Raw genomic sequence first — 16,906 nt, 5'->3', positions numbered from 1 at the left:
GCTGGGGCGAGGTCCCACGACGTACCTGAGATACGTCACACGCCCCAGCGGAGCCACGCGTGGTTTCCTGCACTGGCCCGCCCCTGGCTGACACGGACACCGGGACCAACGACCCCCTGTCGCCCGCGGTCACGCGCCGTACGGGTGAGGATGCAACCGAACTCAGATGCGGCCCCGGCACAGCTCCAGCAGCGTCATCGCCAGCGAGGTGCCGGGCCGGCCGAGCGCGTCGCGGAAGTGGCTGAGCACCTCCATCTCGCGGGACAGGTTCACCCGGCGACCGCCGGAGGACAGACGCGCGTCCTGGATGACGGCCGACACGGCCATCCGTTCCTGCACGAGACCGATGATCCGGTCGTCGAGGGCGTCGATCCGCTCGCGGGCGGAGGTGATCACGTCCGCGGCCTCGGGGGTGCGGGCGCCGGTCTTCTCCGTGACGGTCTTCTCGGCGAGTGTCATGGCGTGGGGCTCCTTGTTCCGAAGGAGGCGTCCCCGGTCCGGCACGGCCCGGAAATGACAGAACGCCCCGGGCCTTGTCGGCCCGGGGCGCCTGGGAAGTCGCTTGTCAGTTGCTCAAGCAGCACGACCATGGCAGCCGGACGGGCCGGTGCCATAGGTAAAGACGAAGGTCAGCTGCATGTGCATGGGCACAGTATGGACCGACCTCCCGCCCGGGGCCAAAGCCGGGTTCGGATGGTGAGACGGAAGAGGCCCCCGCGCGCCCCGGTAGAATCGGCAGAACCGACCCCGCCCACCGCCGGAAGGCCGCCAGTGTCATCAGCGTCCCCCGCTGCCGCGCCCGCATCGAACCCGGACGTCGTCCTGGTTGTCGATTTCGGCGCCCAGTACGCCCAGCTCATCGCCCGCCGTGTCCGTGAGGCCCGGGTCTACAGCGAGATCGTCCCCTCGACGATGCCCGTCGCCGAGATGCTGGCCAAGAACCCCAAGGCGATCATCCTCTCCGGCGGTCCCTCGTCCGTCTACGCGGAGGGCGCCCCGCGCCTGGACCGCGCGATCTTCGAGGCCGGGGTCCCCGTCTTCGGCATGTGCTACGGCTTCCAGCTGATGGCCACGACCCTCGGCGGCACCGTCGACAACACGGGGGCGCGTGAGTACGGCCGTACCCCGCTGCACGTCTCCAAGGCCGGTTCGACGCTCTTCGAGGGCACCCCGTCCGAGCAGCCGGTGTGGATGTCCCACGGCGACGCCTGCTCCGCCGCCCCGGAGGGCTTCACAGTCACCGCGTCCACGGACGTGGTCCCCGTCGCCGCCTTCGAGAACGACGAGAAGAAGCTGTACGGCGTGCAGTACCACCCCGAGGTGATGCACTCCACGCACGGCCAGCAGGTTCTCGAGCACTTCCTCTACCGGGGGGCCGGCATCGAGCCGACCTGGACCACCGGGAACGTCATCGAGGAGCAGGTCGCCGCCATCCGCGAGCAGGTCGGCGACAAGCGCGCGATCTGCGGGCTGTCCGGCGGCGTGGACTCCGCGGTGGCCGCCGCTCTCGTGCAGAAGGCCATCGGCTCCCAGCTGACCTGTGTGTACGTCGACCACGGTCTGATGCGCAAGGGTGAGACCGAGCAGGTCGAGAAGGACTTCGTCGCGGCAACGGGCGTACAGCTCAAGGTCGTCGACGCCGAGGAGCGTTTCCTCGACGCGCTGAAGGGGGTCGCCGACCCCGAGCAGAAGCGGAAGATCATCGGCCGCGAGTTCATCCGGGTCTTCGAGCAGGCGCAGGCCGAGATCGTGGCCGAGGCCGAGGCCGGCGAGGAAGTCGCCTTCCTCGTCCAGGGCACGCTCTACCCGGACGTCGTCGAGTCCGGCGGCGGCAGCGGTACCGCCAACATCAAGTCGCACCACAACGTCGGCGGTCTGCCCGAGGACCTGGAGTTCCAGCTCGTCGAGCCGCTGCGCCAGCTGTTCAAGGACGAGGTCCGGATGGTCGGCCAGGAACTGGGCCTGCCGGAGGAGATCGTCCAGCGCCAGCCGTTCCCGGGCCCCGGCCTCGGCATCCGGATCGTCGGCGACGTCACCAAGGAGCGGCTCGACCTCCTGCGCGAGGCCGACTCCATCGCCCGCGAGGAGCTGACCGCGGCCGGTCTCGACCGTGACATCTGGCAGTGCCCGGTGGTGCTGCTCGCCGATGTCCGCAGTGTCGGTGTCCAGGGTGACGGACGCACCTACGGCCACCCGATCGTCCTGCGTCCCGTGTCCTCCGAGGACGCCATGACGGCGGACTGGACGCGGATGCCGTACGACGTGCTGGCGAAGATCTCGACCCGCATCACCAACGAGGTCGCGGACGTCAACCGCGTGGTCCTCGACGTGACGAGCAAGCCGCCGGGCACCATCGAGTGGGAGTAGTCCCCGGGCAGTTCCGCTACGACGGCTTCTCCAGTTCGAAGTCGTCGTAGTGGAAGCCCGGCGAGACGACGCAGGTCACCAGCGCCGGCTCCGTTCCCGCCGGGTCCGCCGACTGCCAGGTGCCGGCGGGCACCAGCAGCTGCGGCATCTCGCCGGACTCCACCGACGGGCCGAGCCTGAGCGTCGTGTCGTGCGACGGCTCGTCCCCGGTGCCCCCGAGGTGCAGCCGCAGCGGGCCGCCGCGGTGCCACAGCCACAGCTCGTCCGACCGCACCCGGTGCCAGCGCGAGCGCTCGCCGGGGTGCAGCAGGAAGTAGATACCGGTGGCGTAGGCCCGCTCGCCGGGGTAGCCGGGCGGGGTCGTCCCGCCGGGCGTCCGCCAGGTCTCCCTGAACCATCCGCCCTCGACATGGCGCTCCAGCCCGAGCAGCGGAACCAGCGGGGAAGTGTGTTCGCTCATGGGGGCATTCTCGCGCAAGGGACGTGAAGTCTCTGGTCAGTTGAGGTACCCGGAGGTAGCTTCCGTGCCATGACTGAGACGCCCTCGCCGATACCGGTTGACCAGCTGCGATTCGCCATGCCGCCCGTGCACGAGACCGTCGCCGACGAGCGTGCGTACCGCAAGGAGCGGCTCGCGGGGGCGCTGCGGCTCTTCGGCCGGTTCGGATACGAGGACGGGGTGTCCGGGCATGTCACCGCGCGGGACCCGGAGTTCGCGGACTGCTTCTGGGTCAACCCCTTCGGTGTGCCGTTCGCGCATGTCACGGCCGGGGACCTGGTGCTGGCGAACGGCCAGGGGCAGGTCGTCGCCGGGCGCCACCATGTCAACCAGGCCGCCTTCGCGGTGCACGCCCAGGTCCACCGCGCGCGGCCGGACGTCGTCGCCGTCGCCCATACCCACTCCGTGCACGGGCGCGCGCTGTCGGCGCTCGGCGAGCTGATCGAGCCGATCACCCAGGAGGCGTGCGCCTTCTACGAGGACCACGCGCTGATGGACCGCTACACCGGTGTGGTGGTCGACGAGGAGGAAGGCCGGCGCATCGCCGAGGCCCTCGGCCCGCACAAAGCCGCCGTCCTGCGCAACCACGGACTGCTGACCGTCGGCGACTCGGTCGACGCCGCCGCCTGGTGGTTCATCTCCATGGAACGCTGCGCCCAGGTGCAGCTCACGGCGCGGGCGGCGGGCAAGCCCGCGCTGATCGATCACCGTGACGCGGTGGCCACCCGCGAGCAGCTCGGCACCGATCTGGTCGCGTGGATCAACTACCAGCCGCTGTGGCAGCAGATCAGCCGGGCGGAACCCGGGCTTCTCCAGTAGTCTCCCGTCAACGTAGCGGCGCCGTATTCACCCCCTGTGGCCTCGGGCGCCGGAGCGCGCGCCCCTTGCGTACGGCACAATTCCCTGGAATTGCAAGGAAGTTCGGTCGACGTGGGGCTCGGAAGGCGGCAGACGTTCGTGGCGGTGCAGGAAGCGGGACAGTGCGAGGAGTGCACGCACGGCGCACGCGAGGGTCATCGGCGCGCGGTCGCCGCGTTTCTCGCACGACGGGACGAACTGGCCGCGGGGCAGGGTCTGCCCGCCGGGGTCGCCCACTCGCCGGGCGCTTCGCGCCAGTGGGTGTCGGACGAACTGACCCAGTCGGCACGCGGGGTCGCCGACCGCAGCCGTGAAGCCGGCGACGCCTGGCTCCAGTTGATCTGGCAGCGCTCGGTGATCGCGGTGTGGGCGGCCGTGGTGGCGCTGGCGCTCGGACAGAGCGTGACGGCGATAGGCGCGGGCTGGACCGCCGCACGTACGGCGGGACTCCTCGCCGCGGTCCTCTTCGGCGCGCTCCTGACCGTGACCGCCCGGCTGCACCGCGCCCGCGGCGGCCTCCTGGCGCCCCTCATCGGCGAGGACAACCGGCTCTCCACCTCCCGCGCGGTCGCCGTCACCTGGGTCCTGCTGGTCGCCTACGCCGTGCTGGTGATCGCCTTCGAGCTGGCGCTCGCCTCCGCCCCCTCCCGCCGGGACACCCTGATCGACGGCCTCGGTCTCGCCCGGGGCGCGGGCCTGCTCTCCGTCCTCGCCCTCACGTGCGCCATCGCCGTGGCCGTCCGCCGGGTGGTGGCCCTGCGGGTCGTGGCACGGCGGCTCCAGAAGGTGCGCGCGGACCGGCCGCGCCTGGCCGACCTGCTCTGCGACGACAGCGGCCGCGGCAGTTTCGCGGACGTGCAGTACGTCCTGGTCGGCGCGGTCGCCATGGTCTTCACGCTGGTGTGCCTCGCCCGCCGGCCCGAGCGGCTGCCCGATCTGCCGTGGGGCCTCGCGCTGCTGGTCGCCGTCTCGGCGGTGACGTACTTCGCGGGGAAGTACGCGGAGGGCGGCCGGCCGGTCGTCTTCTCGGTGGTCCGGGCGCGCGAGGCCGGGGACCTGGACGCCCCGATCCGTACCGGCGACGACATCGAGATCCGCGGCACCGGCTTCGTACCGCCCGGCGCGGGCTCCCCGGACCGCCTCGCCCGGCTGGTCGTGCGTATCGGCACGGTCCACGTCCACGTCCCGCTGATCCCGGTCCCCGGCGGTTTCGCCAACCCCACCGACACCGTGCTGACGGTGCCGGTCCCCGTGGAGGTCGAGCCCGGGCGGGTCGAGGTGCAGGTGGTGACCGCCGCCGGCGGTGAGAGCAGCCCGGTCGTCATCGATGTGACCGACTGATCCGGCCCGTCACGGGCGAGCACTCCCGGGGTGGTTGTCACAGTGTGAGCCGCATGCCTGGTGAGCCGCGCGGCGACGACGTACGTATGGTCAGTTGACGGGTCAACCGAAGGCGGGACCAGCGATGACACATACATATCGGACGACATCCGGCTACGGCACGATCGACGGCGGACACCACGGCGGCTGGAGGGAGCGGGCGAGTCAGTACGCCCTGCTGCCGCTGCGGATCTTCCTCGGCGTGACCTTCATCTACGCGGGGATCGACAAGCTCACCGACAGCCAGTTCATGGCGGCGAGCGGCACCGGCTCGGTCGGGGACCTGATGCGCAGTGTGCGGGACAGCTCCGCCGTCCCCGGGCTCGTCGACCTCGCCCTCAAGAGCCCCGAGAACTTCGGCTACGCGATCGCCTTCGGAGAGCTCGCCGTCGGCATCGGCACCCTCGTCGGACTGCTCGCCCGGCTGGCCGCGTTCGGTGGCGCGCTCATCTCGCTGAGCCTGTGGCTGACCGTCAGCTGGCAGACCGAGCCGTACTACTACGGCAACGACCTGGCCTATCTGATGGCCTGGCTGCCGCTGGTGCTCGCCGGGGCGTCGGTCCTGTCCGTCGACGCCGCCATCGCCTCCCGGCGACGGCGCACCTTGTAGTCCACCAGACCCACCGCCCCGGACAGGAACAGACCGCCGAAGACCACCGGGAAGACCACGAACCACGGGATCTGCCAGGTGCCGGCCGCATCGCCGGCGTACAGCAGTGCTGCGGCCAGCACCGCCAGACCCGCGACCACCTTGCCCGGCCTGAACGCATGCCGGATGTCACGACGCGGCACGGGTCACCTCCACCTGTCCGACGCCCACTTCGAGGCGGAGTTCGATCGTGCCCGACGGCTTGACCCCGGCGGGCGGCGACAGCGTCTGCTGCCGCTGCTGACCGGGCTGGACGTCGATGTCGTTCTTCGCGTCGCCGGGCAGCCTGATGTCGCCCAGTCCGACCTCGGCCCGCAACTTCACCGGAGCGTTCTTCGGGACGACGACCTTCACGCCCCCGGCCCCGACCTCCACCCGTGTCGACAGGGTCTCGCCCGCGGGGACGGCGGCGGCGGAGAGGTCGAGAGTGCCGATGCCCGAGCCCAGTTCGTACCGCGGTGCCACGGCCGCGACCGAGGCCGGCTTCCAGTCCGTCCGCGCCCACTCGGTACTGATGTCCTTCGGAAGCGCGGCGGCGCCCGCCAGCAGAACCGCCGTGATCCCCGTCATCAGAACCGTGCCGAAGCCGGTACGGCCCAGCACCGAACTGACCAGCAGTCCGAGGCCGAACACCGCCAGCGCGCAGACCAGACCGATCTGCAGGCTCGTGCCCAGCGGATGGGTCTCCCAGCTCGCGGCCGTGCCCGTACCGCCGGCGGCCAGGGCGAGCAGGAACACCGTGCCGCCGATGCCGCGCGGACCGCGCGCACGGGTCCGGACGGGGCGCTCCCGCTTCGGCTGGACCGCCTCCCCGAGCGCCGACTCCGGGCCCCACAGATAGCCGGACGGCACCGGCCCCGTCGTGCCGTCCTTGACGATCGGGTCGCGCCACCAGGACGGACTGTCGGGGGCGGGCGGCGCCTTCGTCTCCGGCGGTGCCTCGGCGACCGCGTGCGCCGTCGCCGGATCCAGCGGCGCACCTTCGGGAACGACGCTGCGGCGACGCTGCGACCACACGGCCGCGCCGGCGGCCGCGACGGACAGGAGCACGGCGAAGGCGATCGTGCCCCCGTTGCTCAGCATCGTGAGGAACAGCCCGCAGCCGATCAGCGCGAGAAACACCGCCGTCAAGGACGCGCCCTCGACCCGGCCCGACAGCAGCCGCCGCCCCTCGGTCTCGTCGTCGTCCTCCTGCGGGATCAGCAGCCAGGCGAAGCCGTAGAAGATCAGGCCCACGCCGCCGGTCACCGACAGCACACCGATCACGATCCGGAAGATGACCGGATCGAGGTCGAAGTAACGGCCGAGCCCGCCGCAGACGCCCGCCAGCACCTTCTGGCGGGGTGTGCGGCGCAGCGGCGCGTCGGGGTGCGTCTCGGGCGCCCCTTCCTGAGTCGCCTGCGGCGTGGTCGGCGAAGTCATGGGTCCATGGTGACGGGCGCCCGGCGCGAACGGCACCCGGGCCGACCCTGGCCGTCCCCTGATATCCGCTGCCGCACTCAGGGTCGGATTAAGGGACGACCCTGATACCGCCGTGTGCCCCCGCGTGTGACGATCGGGTCATGCCAGTCGCCACGCCCCGAGCCGCCGGACCCTCGCGCGCCACCGCGCCGGAGGAGGTGCCGGTGCGCAAGCTCTACCGCAGCGCCGACGGGCGGATGCTGGGCGGTGTGGCCCGGGGCCTCGCGGGCCATCTGGGCCTGCCGGTCATCTGGGTCCGGCTGGTCTTCCTCGCCCTCTTCCTCTCCAACGGCCTCGGGGTGCTTCTGTACGCGGTCTTCTGGATCGTCGTGCCGCTCGGCGTCGGCGGCAGGGCGGCCGAGCCGCGTTCCGTCTTCGAGACCACCACCGACGGCAGACGCAAGCTCCGCAAGCCCGACAAGGGCCAGCTGTTCGCGATGGTCGCGCTCCTCATCGGCGCCGCGATCTTCGCCCAGAACATCGACATGGGCGGCAGCGCCAACCGCTACATCTGGCCGACGCTGCTGATCGGCGCCGGTGTGGTGCTGGTGTGGCGGCAGGCGGACAACGCCCGCCGGGCCCGCTGGACCCAGGCCGCCGGCCGCCGCCGCAGGCTGCTCCAGGTGGGCCGTGCGCTGGCCGGCGTGGCCCTGGTCGGCATGGGCCTGACCGTCTTCATGGTGGTGCGCGGCTCGGCCGCCCAGCTCGGCAACGTCCTGACCGCCGCGATCGCGGTCATCGCCGGAGTCGCCCTGCTCGCCGGCCCCTGGCTGGTGCGGATGACGCAGGACCTCTCGGAGGAGCGGACGATGCGCATCCGGGCGCAGGAGCGCGCCGAGGTGGCCGCCCACGTCCACGACTCCGTCCTGCACACGCTCACCCTGATCCAGCGCAACGCCGATGACGGCGGCGAGGTCCGCCGCCTCGCCCGCGCCCAGGAGCGGGAGTTGCGGAACTGGCTGTACAAGCCCGAGGGCACCGGCAAGGAGGAGGACGAGGAGCCGGACACGCTCGCGGAGGCGGTGAAGAAGGCCGCCGCCGAGGTCGAGGACAAGCACGGCGTCCCGCTGGAGGTCGTCGTCGTCGGCGACTGCCCGCTCGACGAGAAACTGAGCGCACAGATGCAGGCCGCACGCGAGGCAATGGTGAACGCGGCCAAGTACGGTGGCGAGGGCGGGGCGGTCCAGGTCTTCGCGGAGGTCGAGGGCCGTACGGTCTTCGTCTCCGTCAGGGACAGGGGGCCGGGCTTCGATCTGGATTGCGTACCGCGCGACCGTATGGGCGTCAGGGAATCGATTATCGGCCGTATGCAGCGCCACGGCGGCACGGCACGGCTCACCTCGGCACCCGGCGAGGGCACGGAAGTGGAGCTCAAGATGGAGAGGGCGGACGGATGACCGAGGCTGCGGGAGAGAGCACCGAGCGGCGGGCGAGGGTCGTGCTCGTCGACGACCACCGGATGTTCCGCACCGGTGTGCAGGCGGAGATCGGCCAGACCGAGACCACCGGCGTGGAAGTGGTCGGCGAGGCCGCCGACGTGGACCAGGCGGTCACCGTGATCACCGCGACCCGGCCCGAGGTCGTCCTGCTGGACGTGCACCTCCCGGGCGGCGGAGGGGTCGAGGTGCTGCGGCGCTGCGCCTCGCTGATGTCGGCCGCGGACCGTCCCGTACGGTTCCTGGCGCTGTCCGTCTCGGATGCCGCCGAGGACGTGATCGGCGTGATCCGCGGCGGCGCCCGCGGTTACGTCACCAAGACCATCACCGGCACGGACCTGGTGAACTCGATCTTCCGGGTGCAGGACGGCGACGCGGTCTTCTCGCCGCGGCTGGCCGGCTTCGTGCTCGACGCCTTCGCCTCGACGGACGCACCGCCGGTCGACGAGGACCTCGACCGCCTCACCCAGCGCGAGCGCGAGGTGCTGCGGCTGATCGCGCGGGGCTACGCGTACAAGGAGATCGCCAAGCAGCTCTTCATCTCGGTGAAGACGGTCGAGTCCCATGTCTCCGCCGTCCTGCGCAAACTCCAGCTGTCGAACCGTCACGAACTGACCCGGTGGGCGACGGCGCGACGACTCGTCTGACAGCCGTTGTGAGGTAATCGGTACATAGCCGGGCAACCGCCGGTGCCGAGTTCACCTCTTGTTGTGCGTGATGAATCTGACGGGGAACACCTTCTTCGTGATCACGATCGTCCTGGTCGTGATCGCCGTGCTGCTGCCGCTGCTGCTGTGGAGCCGACTGCGCGGACCCGCGGTCGTGCGGGGCGCGTGCCGGGTGTTCATGGTGGTCTTCGCGCAGGCCACGGCCGTTCTCATGGTCTTCGTGTCGGTGAACAACTCCAACGGTCTCTACGGCAGCTGGGACGACCTGCTCGGCACGTCCAACCATGTGAACAACGCGGTCGACCTCGGGCCCAGCGGGACCGGTGGCCGGCAGATCGCCGCGCTGCCGAAGGTGCGCCAGACCTTCGAGAAGGTCGACGAGCCGGGCCTCGGCAACGGCCTCCGCCGCACCTACCTCAAGGGCGCGGTCTCCGGCGTGGAGGGGGAGGTGTACGTCTGGCTGCCGCCGCAGTACGACGACCCCGCGTACCGCGACAAGCAGTTCCCCGTCGTCGAGCTGCTCGCCGGCTTCCCCGGTTCCTCGAAGAGCTGGTTCCGCGCCATGAAGGTGCAGTCCCGGATCCAGCCGCTGATCGAGTCGGGTGTCGTGGCCCCCTTCATCCTCGTCTCGCCGCGCACGATGCTGCTCGGCGACAAGGACACCGGGTACGCGAACGTCCCGGGCACGGTCAACGCGGACAGCTGGCTGACCGTGGACGTGCGCAAGATGGTCGCCGACAACTTCCGGGCCTCCCTGGCCCCCACGAGCTGGGCGATAGCCGGCTACTCCGCCGGCGGCCATGGAGCGGCCAAACTGGCCCTCGCCCACCCCGACCGCTACTCCGCCGCGGTGAGCCTGTCCGGCTACAACGACCCGGCGGCGGAGAAGACCTCCATCACGGGGGCGGACCCGCAGCTGCGCCGCGAGAACGACGTCCTGAACATCCTCATGGCGGCGAAGACGCCGCCCCGGGTCTCCTTGCTGGCCACGGGAGAGGGCGCGGACGGCTACCTCCCGGGCCTCGCGCTCCGCGACGCGTCGAAGCCGCCGACCAGGGTCGAGGTCCGGCCGACGGTGGGCGGTCACGTCACGCGGGTGTGGGGTGCGGAACTGCCGTACGCGTTCCGGTGGTTGACGCGGGAGATGAAGCTGGAGGACGGGACGGCGGGCCAGGGCGGCCCGGGCGGGGGCGCCGGGCGCCAGGACCGTCCGGAGGCGGAGGGGGCAGAGGTGGACGAACCGTCGGGGGCGGGCGGCGGGATACTGGAGTGAGGTCGGGCGCTGCGCGTGAGGGCCGGACGCCGGACGCCTGTGCGCGAGGCCCCGCGACGGACGCTCGTCGATGGCCCCGGACTCCTACGACGGACCCCCGGACCCCCGGGCCCCTACGGCGGACGCTCGTCGATGACCCCGGGCCCCTACGACGGACGCGTCGCCCCCGCGAACGGCATGTCGTCGATCGACGCGACCCGGACCGGGGCGCCCGGGCGCGGTGCGTGGATCATCTGGCCGCCGCCGATGTAGAGGCCGACATGGCTGATGCCCGAGTAGAAGAACACCAGGTCGCCCGGGGCCAGTTCGGACCGTGACACCCGTCGGCCCGCGTTGATCTGGGTGTACGTGGTCCTCGGGAGCGAGACGCCGGCCGAGCGCCAGGCCGCCTGGGTGAGGCCGGAGCAGTCGAAGGAGGACGGGCCGGTCGCTCCCCAGACGTACGGCTTGCCGAGCGCCCCGTAGGCGTAGGCGACGGCCTGGGCGGCGCGGGCGTCGGGGGCCCGCAGGGCGCCGCGGGGGGCCGTGGAGCGGTCGGCGCGCGCGGTGGGGGCGGAGTCCCCGTGGCCGGACCCCGCCTCGTACGAGGCACGCTGTTCGGCCGTGAGCCGGTCCAGCATCCGCTCGGCGGCCGAGAGTTTGCTCTGCACGGTCGCTTTGTGCCGGGCCAGTTCCGCCTGCCGGTCCTTGAGGCTCTCCATCCGCTCGCCCGCCTGCGCCCGCAGCCGGCCGAGCTCCACCAGCTGCTGGTGCACCCCGGCGATCGCGGCGGCCTGCCGCTCACCCGTGCGTTCGGCGAGCGCGGCCCGCTCCAGGTACTCGTCGGGGTCGGAGGTGAGCGCGAGCTGAACGGCGGGGTCGATGCTCCCGGCGCGGTACTGGGCGGTGGCGATCGAACCGAGCGCGTTGCGCGAGGAGTTGAGACGGTCGGTCCTGCGGGCGGCCTCGTCGCGCAGCCGGTCGACCGAGGTGCGTAACGCCGCGGTGCGTTCCTTGGCCCCGTTGTACTTCTCCGTGGCCACCTCCGCCTCGTGGTACAGCTTGTCCGCCTTGTCCTTGACCTGGGCCGGTGTGAGAGCGGGTTCCGCGTGGCCGACTCCGTCGAAGGCGGTCGCGGACGCCGCTCCTGCGAGCGCGAGGGTGGCGGCGGTACGGGCTGCGGGCCCGGAGAGGAGATGCTGCTTGGGCTTCCGGTGCGCGGCCACGGGTGCGTGTACGTCCTTCCGTCATCCCTGCGGGTCCGGGTCCGGCGGCGGCCCGCACAGGGGAGCGGTCCGCCGCCGGATCTCTCGGCGTGACGGCCGACTGCCGCCCGGTGCTGCGACGGCGGTGGGGAGTCGGTCATCTGAGGCAGGACGCTAAACCTGGGGGTCACGGCAGGGAGGGGCAAGGACCGAATGTGCCCGAAGGTGGACATCTTGCTGCGCTTTCTGCAAGCCGATCCGGCCCGCTCACGTCCCTTCTCCGCACCGCTGTGACCGATGTGCCGAATGAGGCTCACCCGGCCTGAAGGGGGTGATATGGCGGGAGTTAGGCTCCGCCGCATGGACGTACTCATCAATGTCTTCGTCGCCCTGCACATCATCGGCATCGCGTCCCTGCTGGGCGGCTTCCTCACGCAGATGAAGGCGATGTCCGAGGGGACGGCGCGCTTCGGCCCGGCGATGCTGCACGGCGCGCTGACGATGCTCGTCACGGGTGTGGCGCTGGTGGGCCTCAACCAGGCGGACGACCAGACCGTGAACAACCTCAAGATCGGCATCAAGCTGGCGGTGCTGGTGGTGATCCTGGGACTGGTCTACGTCAAGCGGGACGAGGAGTCGGTGGAGAAGCCGCTGTTCGCCGCGGTGGGCGGGCTGACGGTCGCGAACATCTTCATCGCCACGCTGTGGACGTGAGCGCGCTGCACCGGACATGAGGACGCCCGCTGCCGTCTCCGCTCCGGGCGTGAGAACGCCCGCTGCCGTCTCCGCTCCGGGCATGAGAACGCCCGGGCACCCTCGGGCCCGGGCGTCCGGTGTGCGGCCGGCTCAGGCCGGGCGAACGCTGCCGTGGATCGGCATGGAGAAGATCGACTCCTCGCGGACGTTCGCCCCCGGCTTCGGCGCGTGGATCATCTTGCCGTCACCGATGTAGATGCCCACGTGGCTGATGTCGTCGTAGAAGAAGACCAGGTCCCCCGGGAGCAGGTCCTTCGTCCCGATCTGCTTGCCGGTCTTCACCTGGTCCCAGGTGGTGCGCGGCAGGCTCACGCCCGCGGTCTTCCAGGCGGCCTGCGTCAGCCCCGAGCAGTCGTACGAGCTGGGGCCGGCCGCACCCCAGACGTACGGCTTGCCGATCTGGGCGCGCGCGAAGTCGAGGACCTTGGCCGCCTTGGCGGTGGAGGTGCCGTCGGAAGAACCGGAGCCCGTGCCGGTCCCGGGCGCCGTGCCCGTGCCGCCCTGGTTCTGCTCGCGCTCCTTCTCCTGCCGCTGCCGCTGCCGCTGCCGCTCCGCCTCGGCCTTCGCCTCCTGCTCGGCTTTCTGCTCGGCCTTGCGGCGGGCCTCCTCCGCCTTCTTGCGCTCGATCGCGGCCAGTCGCGCCTTCTCCTCGGCGGTCAGCCTCGACAGCAGGTCGCGTGCCTCGGCCAGCTTCGCCTGCACGTCCTGCTTGCTGGTGCGCAGCGCCCGCTGCGACCGGGTGAGTGACTCCAGGCTCTCGGTCGCCGCTGCCCGCTGCTTGGCGGCGGCCGCCCGCTGGGTCTCGTAGTCGGCGATCACATCCCGCTGACGGTCCGTCATGCGGTCCATCAGCTGGGTCTGGTCGAAGTACTGCTGAGGGCTGTCCGCGAAGAGCAGCGCGGCGGTCGGGGCGACCGCGCCCGTGCGGTACTGCGCGGCCGCGTAGTTGCCGAGCACCTGGCGGGACTCGTTCAGCTTCTCCGTGCGCTGCGCGTTCTCGTCGAGGAGCTTGCCGACCTGCTGCCGCTTCTCCTTCGTCGCCTCTTTCGCCTGGTTGTACTTCTGCGTCTCGGTGCCGGCCTGCCGGTACAGGTCATCGACCTTCTTCTGCACCTCTTCGACCGACGGCTTCGGGTCGCTCGGCGCCGCGTTGGCGCTCTGCGTCGACAGCAGCGTGACGGATGCGAGGGCTGCCGTCGTGAAACCGACGGCGGGGGAGGTCTTCACGGTTCGACTTCGCGTTTTGCGATGCGACGCCAAGGCCGACATCTCCTTCTTCCGTTGACCGCCTACCGGGTTAGCTGTCGGGTTCGGGCGGAACGGAAGATCGCCCTACGGACCGTGCTGATGCGGGTCCGATTCACCCCGGTTGTGCATGGTGGGTCCCCGGTTCCGAACTTCTCTGGGAAAAGCCCGAATTCGGCGCTGACTGCCCGTTTGGCGTGGATCGCCGCGGGGGACGGGCTGCCTGATCGAGCACGCTAACCAACTCGTGTGGCTCCTGTGAAGGTTGATGTTCGATATGCCCGATACATTTTCGTGACCTTATCGATCGGGCGGTCGACGTGCCCGCGAGATGACGCAATGCGTTCGAAAAGGTGCAGAGTGTTGTCGGAGTCGTGCGGGATTGGGTGCATCGGTGGTACGGGGCCGGCGTACGGCGGTCGAACGCGCCGCGCTGTCCCGGCCCTCCGGCCGGGTCGTCACGCTCCCGGGCAGGGCGGCAGGGGCCGTATGGCAATGCGGCCGCGAGCTGTCAGTGCCGCGGCCTAGACTCGTAGAGCGATGAGCAGCCTCTTTGACGACAGCTTCCTGGCGAACCTCCAGCACACCTCGGAGGAGCCCCCGCCGCACCCCGAGGAGCCCGGAGACGGGCCCGGAGAGGAGATCCCGGACGATCTCTTCCAGGGCGCGTTCGACGTGCCCCCGGCCCGGGACGCCTACCACGGCAACGGTGCCCCGCGCACGATCGTGGACCCCGCCGCCCTGCTGGACGGACTGAACGAACAGCAGCGCGCCGCCGTGGTGCACACCGGATCGCCGCTGCTCATCGTGGCCGGCGCCGGTTCCGGCAAGACCCGCGTGCTCACGCACCGGATCGCCCATCTGCTGGGGACGCGCAGCGTCCACCCCGGCCAGATACTGGCGATCACCTTCACCAACAAGGCCGCCGGCGAGATGAAGGAGCGCGTCGAGCAGCTGGTCGGCCCGCGCGCCAACGCCATGTGGGTCATGACCTTCCACAGCGCCTGCGTCCGCATCCTGCGCCGGGAGTCCAAGAAGCTCGGCTTCACCTCGTCGTTCTCGATCTACGACGCGGCCGACTCCAAGCGGCTGATGGCACTCGTCTGCCGTGATCTCGATCTCGACCCCAAGAAGTTCCCGCCGAAGGCCTTCAGCGCCAAGATCTCGAACCTCAAGAACGAGCTGATCGACGAGGAGAGCTACGCCGACCAGGTCGGCGGGGGCAGCGAGGCCGAGGGCTCCGGGGGAGGCTTCGACAAGACGCTGGCCGAGGCGTACCGGATGTATCAGGCGCGGCTGCGCGAGGCCAACGCCCTGGACTTCGACGACATCATCATGACCACCGTCCATCTGCTCCAGGCGTTCCCGGACGTCGCCGAGCACTACCAGCGGCGCTTCCGCCATGTGCTGGTGGACGAGTACCAGGACACCAACCACGCTCAGTACACGCTCGTACGCGAGCTGGTGGGCACCGGGCAGGAGGACCTGCCCCCCGCCGAGCTGTGCGTCGTCGGCGACGCCGACCAGTCGATCTACGCCTTCCGCGGCGCGACCATCCGCAACATCCTCCAGTTCGAGGAGGACTACCCGGACGCGAAGACGATCCTGCTGGAGCAGAACTACCGCTCGACCCAGACGATCCTCTCCGCCGCCAACGCCGTCATCGAGCGCAACGAGAGCCGCCGTCCCAAGAACCTGTGGACGAACGCCGGCGCGGGCGCCCGGATCACCGGCTACGTCGCCGACACCGAGCACGACGAGGCCCAGTTCGTCGCCGACGAGATCGACCGGCTCACGGACGCGGGCGACGCCAAGGCCGGTGACGTCGCGGTCTTCTACCGGACGAACGCACAGTCCCGCGTCTTCGAAGAGATCTTCATCCGGGTCGGCCTGCCCTACAAGGTCGTCGGCGGAGTCCGCTTCTACGAGCGCAAGGAGGTCCGGGACGTCCTGGCCTATCTGCGCGTCCTCGCCAACCCCGAGGACAACGTCCCGCTGCGGCGCATCCTCAACGTCCCCAAGCGCGGCATCGGCGACCGCGCCGAGGCGATGATCGACGCGCTCGCCCTGCGCGAGAAGATCACCTTCCCGCAGGCGCTGCGGCGGGTGGACGAGGCGTACGGCATGGCGGCCCGCTCGGCGAACGCCGTCAAGCGGTTCAACGTGCTGATGGAGGAGCTGCGTACGGTCGTCGAATCGGGCGCCGGACCGGCCACCGTCCTCGAAGCCGTTCTGGAGCGGACCGGCTATCTCGCCGAACTGCAGGCGTCGACGGACCCGCAGGACGAGACACGGATCGAGAACCTCCAGGAACTGGCGGCGGTGGCGCTGGAGTTCGAGCAGGAGCGGGCCGAGGAGGAGGGTGCGGGCACCCTCGCCGAGTTCCTGGAGAAGGTCGCGCTCGTGGCCGACTCCGACCAGATCCCCGACGAGGACGAGGACGGCTCCGGAGTCATCACCCTGATGACGCTGCACACCGCCAAGGGCCTCGAGTTCCCGGTGGTGTTCCTGACCGGCATGGAGGACGGCGTCTTCCCGCACATGCGCGCGCTCGGTCAGGCCAAGGAGCTGGAGGAGGAGCGCCGGCTGGCGTACGTCGGCATCACGCGCGCCCGCGAGCGCCTCTATCTGACGCGCTCCTCCATGCGCAGTGCCTGGGGACAGCCCTCGTACAACCCGCCGTCGCGGTTCCTGGAGGAGATCCCGGGACAGCACCTGGACTGGAAGCGCACCGGCCCGATGGCAGCGCCGGCCGGACCGACCGGGGGTATCGCGTCGTCGCTGTCGTCGTCGCGCTCACGGTCGGGAGGCGGGGCGTCGGGGTTCGCCACCCGGCGGACGACCGACAAGCCGGTGATCTCGCTGGCGGTCGGCGATCGTGTCACCCACGACCAGTTCGGCCTGGGGACCGTCACCGAGGTGAAGGGGTCGGGCGCCGACGCACAGGCGACGATCGACTTCGGCGACGCCAAGCCGAAGCGGCTGCTGCTGCGGTACGCACCGGTGCAGAAGCTCTAGCGCGGGCAGGGTGCCGGCCGGCTGCGACGAGCGGCCGGCCGGACCGACGCGTGGCTGCGTGGAGACGTGGCCGTGTGACCATGTCCCGCTGGTGTACGGGGGTTCGGGCTAC

At 70.8% G+C, this 16,906-nt stretch carries 15 protein-coding genes and 1 riboswitch; of the genes, 9 read left to right on the top strand and 6 right to left on the bottom strand.

All coding sequences use genetic code 11. The annotated features are described in order from the left end of the window. Positions 1 to 162: 162 nt before the first annotated feature. Positions 163 to 459 carry a chorismate mutase gene (locus tag RPQ07_RS14790; protein WP_313944617.1) on the bottom strand — a complete coding sequence of 99 codons (297 nt, stop codon included), beginning with the start codon at positions 457 to 459 and terminating at the stop codon, positions 163 to 165. Positions 460 to 771: 312 nt separating this feature from the next. On the opposite strand from RPQ07_RS14790, the gene guaA reads away from it, so the two are divergent. Beyond that, on the top strand, positions 772 to 2,367 hold the full coding sequence (gene guaA / locus RPQ07_RS14785; protein ID WP_313944616.1) for a glutamine-hydrolyzing GMP synthase: 1,596 nt from the start codon (positions 772 to 774) through the stop codon (positions 2,365 to 2,367). A 16-nt stretch (positions 2,368 to 2,383) separates the two neighbouring features. Here the strand turns inward: guaA and RPQ07_RS14780 are convergent, their stop codons facing one another. Further along, positions 2,384 to 2,827 carry a cupin domain-containing protein gene (locus RPQ07_RS14780; RefSeq protein WP_313944615.1) on the bottom strand — a complete coding sequence of 148 codons (444 nt, stop codon included), beginning with the start codon at positions 2,825 to 2,827 and terminating at the stop codon, positions 2,384 to 2,386. 69 nt (positions 2,828 to 2,896) lie between these two features. On the opposite strand from RPQ07_RS14780, the gene RPQ07_RS14775 reads away from it, so the two are divergent. The 3 genes from RPQ07_RS14775 (at position 2,897) to RPQ07_RS14765 (ending at position 5,714) form a co-directional block, all read left to right on the top strand. Beyond that, entirely contained in the window at positions 2,897 to 3,685 is a 789-nt protein-coding gene (locus tag RPQ07_RS14775; RefSeq protein WP_313944614.1) for a class II aldolase/adducin family protein, read from the top strand. Between the two features lie 111 nt (positions 3,686 to 3,796). Then, positions 3,797 to 5,065, top strand: coding sequence for a hypothetical protein (locus tag RPQ07_RS14770; protein WP_313944613.1), 1,269 nt, complete (start codon positions 3,797 to 3,799; stop codon positions 5,063 to 5,065). A gap of 124 nt (positions 5,066 to 5,189) precedes the next feature. Beyond that, positions 5,190 to 5,714 carry a DoxX family protein gene (locus tag RPQ07_RS14765; RefSeq protein ID WP_313944612.1) on the top strand — a complete coding sequence of 175 codons (525 nt, stop codon included), beginning with the start codon at positions 5,190 to 5,192 and terminating at the stop codon, positions 5,712 to 5,714. Here the strand turns inward: RPQ07_RS14765 and RPQ07_RS14760 are convergent. Next, positions 5,621 to 5,896, bottom strand: a complete 276-nt coding sequence (locus tag RPQ07_RS14760) for a hypothetical protein (protein WP_313944611.1) — start codon at positions 5,894 to 5,896, stop codon at positions 5,621 to 5,623. The two genes, RPQ07_RS14765 and RPQ07_RS14760, sit on opposite strands and share 94 nt — an antisense overlap. Further along, positions 5,883 to 7,175, bottom strand: a complete 1,293-nt coding sequence (locus tag RPQ07_RS14755; RefSeq protein ID WP_313944610.1) for a PspC domain-containing protein — start codon at positions 7,173 to 7,175, stop codon at positions 5,883 to 5,885. Before RPQ07_RS14755 ends, RPQ07_RS14760 begins: the two co-directional genes overlap by 14 nt. 140 nt (positions 7,176 to 7,315) lie before the next feature. Between RPQ07_RS14755 and RPQ07_RS14750 the strand changes: the two genes are divergently transcribed. From RPQ07_RS14750 to RPQ07_RS14740, 3 genes are all read left to right on the top strand, one after another. Beyond that, entirely contained in the window at positions 7,316 to 8,611 is a 1,296-nt protein-coding gene (locus RPQ07_RS14750) for a PspC domain-containing protein (protein WP_313944609.1), read from the top strand. Then, positions 8,608 to 9,297, top strand: coding sequence for a response regulator transcription factor (locus RPQ07_RS14745; protein ID WP_313944608.1), 690 nt, complete (start codon positions 8,608 to 8,610; stop codon positions 9,295 to 9,297). The genes RPQ07_RS14750 and RPQ07_RS14745 overlap by 4 nt, the downstream gene beginning before the upstream one ends. A gap of 70 nt (positions 9,298 to 9,367) precedes the next feature. Further along, complete coding sequence (locus tag RPQ07_RS14740) at positions 9,368 to 10,591, top strand: alpha/beta hydrolase (protein WP_313944607.1); 1,224 nt, start codon at positions 9,368 to 9,370, stop codon at positions 10,589 to 10,591. Between the two features lie 146 nt (positions 10,592 to 10,737). Here RPQ07_RS14740 and RPQ07_RS14735 read toward each other — a convergent pair whose 3' ends face one another. Continuing rightward, positions 10,738 to 11,796, bottom strand: a complete 1,059-nt coding sequence (locus RPQ07_RS14735; RefSeq protein ID WP_313944606.1) for an NlpC/P60 family protein — start codon at positions 11,794 to 11,796, stop codon at positions 10,738 to 10,740. Positions 11,797 to 12,135: 339 nt separating this feature from the next. Between RPQ07_RS14735 and RPQ07_RS14730 the strand changes: the two genes are divergently transcribed. Next, positions 12,136 to 12,489 (top strand): hypothetical protein, encoded by a 354-nt coding sequence (locus RPQ07_RS14730; protein WP_313944605.1) that lies wholly within the window; start codon positions 12,136 to 12,138, stop codon positions 12,487 to 12,489. A gap of 132 nt (positions 12,490 to 12,621) precedes the next feature. Here RPQ07_RS14730 and RPQ07_RS14725 read toward each other — a convergent pair whose 3' ends face one another. Beyond that, a complete protein-coding gene (locus tag RPQ07_RS14725) occupies positions 12,622 to 13,800 on the bottom strand; it encodes an NlpC/P60 family protein (protein ID WP_313944604.1) in 1,179 nt (392 codons plus the stop codon). Position 13,801: 1 nt separating this feature from the next. Continuing rightward, positions 13,802 to 13,966, bottom strand: a riboswitch (cyclic di-AMP (ydaO/yuaA leader). 350 nt (positions 13,967 to 14,316) lie between these two features. On the opposite strand from RPQ07_RS14725, the gene pcrA reads away from it, so the two are divergent. Beyond that, on the top strand, positions 14,317 to 16,794 hold the full coding sequence (gene pcrA, locus RPQ07_RS14720) for a DNA helicase PcrA (protein ID WP_313944603.1): 2,478 nt from the start codon (positions 14,317 to 14,319) through the stop codon (positions 16,792 to 16,794). The last annotated feature ends 112 nt before the right edge of the window (positions 16,795 to 16,906 follow it).

This window comes from Streptomyces sp. AM8-1-1 (assembly GCF_032229325.1).
Lineage (GTDB): Bacteria > Actinomycetota > Actinomycetes > Streptomycetales > Streptomycetaceae > Streptomyces > Streptomyces achmelvichensis.
Note: the sequence above shows the minus strand (reverse complement) of the source record. Positions and strands in the feature narration are given on the sequence as shown.

Coding starts and splice junctions, on each gene's coding strand:
- RPQ07_RS14790 (WP_313944617.1), bottom strand. CDS start 459: ATGACACTCGCCGAGAAGACCGTCACGGAGAAGACCGGCGCCCGCACC.
- RPQ07_RS14780 (WP_313944615.1), bottom strand. CDS start 2,827: ATGAGCGAACACACTTCCCCGCTGGTTCCGCTGCTCGGGCTGGAGCGC.
- RPQ07_RS14775 (WP_313944614.1), top strand. CDS start 2,897: ATGACTGAGACGCCCTCGCCGATACCGGTTGACCAGCTGCGATTCGCC.
- RPQ07_RS14765 (WP_313944612.1), top strand. CDS start 5,190: ATGACACATACATATCGGACGACATCCGGCTACGGCACGATCGACGGC.
- RPQ07_RS14755 (WP_313944610.1), bottom strand. CDS start 7,175: ATGACTTCGCCGACCACGCCGCAGGCGACTCAGGAAGGGGCGCCCGAG.
- RPQ07_RS14750 (WP_313944609.1), top strand. CDS start 7,316: ATGCCAGTCGCCACGCCCCGAGCCGCCGGACCCTCGCGCGCCACCGCG.
- RPQ07_RS14745 (WP_313944608.1), top strand. CDS start 8,608: ATGACCGAGGCTGCGGGAGAGAGCACCGAGCGGCGGGCGAGGGTCGTG.
- RPQ07_RS14740 (WP_313944607.1), top strand. CDS start 9,368: ATGAATCTGACGGGGAACACCTTCTTCGTGATCACGATCGTCCTGGTC.
- RPQ07_RS14730 (WP_313944605.1), top strand. CDS start 12,136: ATGGACGTACTCATCAATGTCTTCGTCGCCCTGCACATCATCGGCATC.
- RPQ07_RS14725 (WP_313944604.1), bottom strand. CDS start 13,800: ATGTCGGCCTTGGCGTCGCATCGCAAAACGCGAAGTCGAACCGTGAAG.
- pcrA (WP_313944603.1), top strand. CDS start 14,317: ATGAGCAGCCTCTTTGACGACAGCTTCCTGGCGAACCTCCAGCACACC.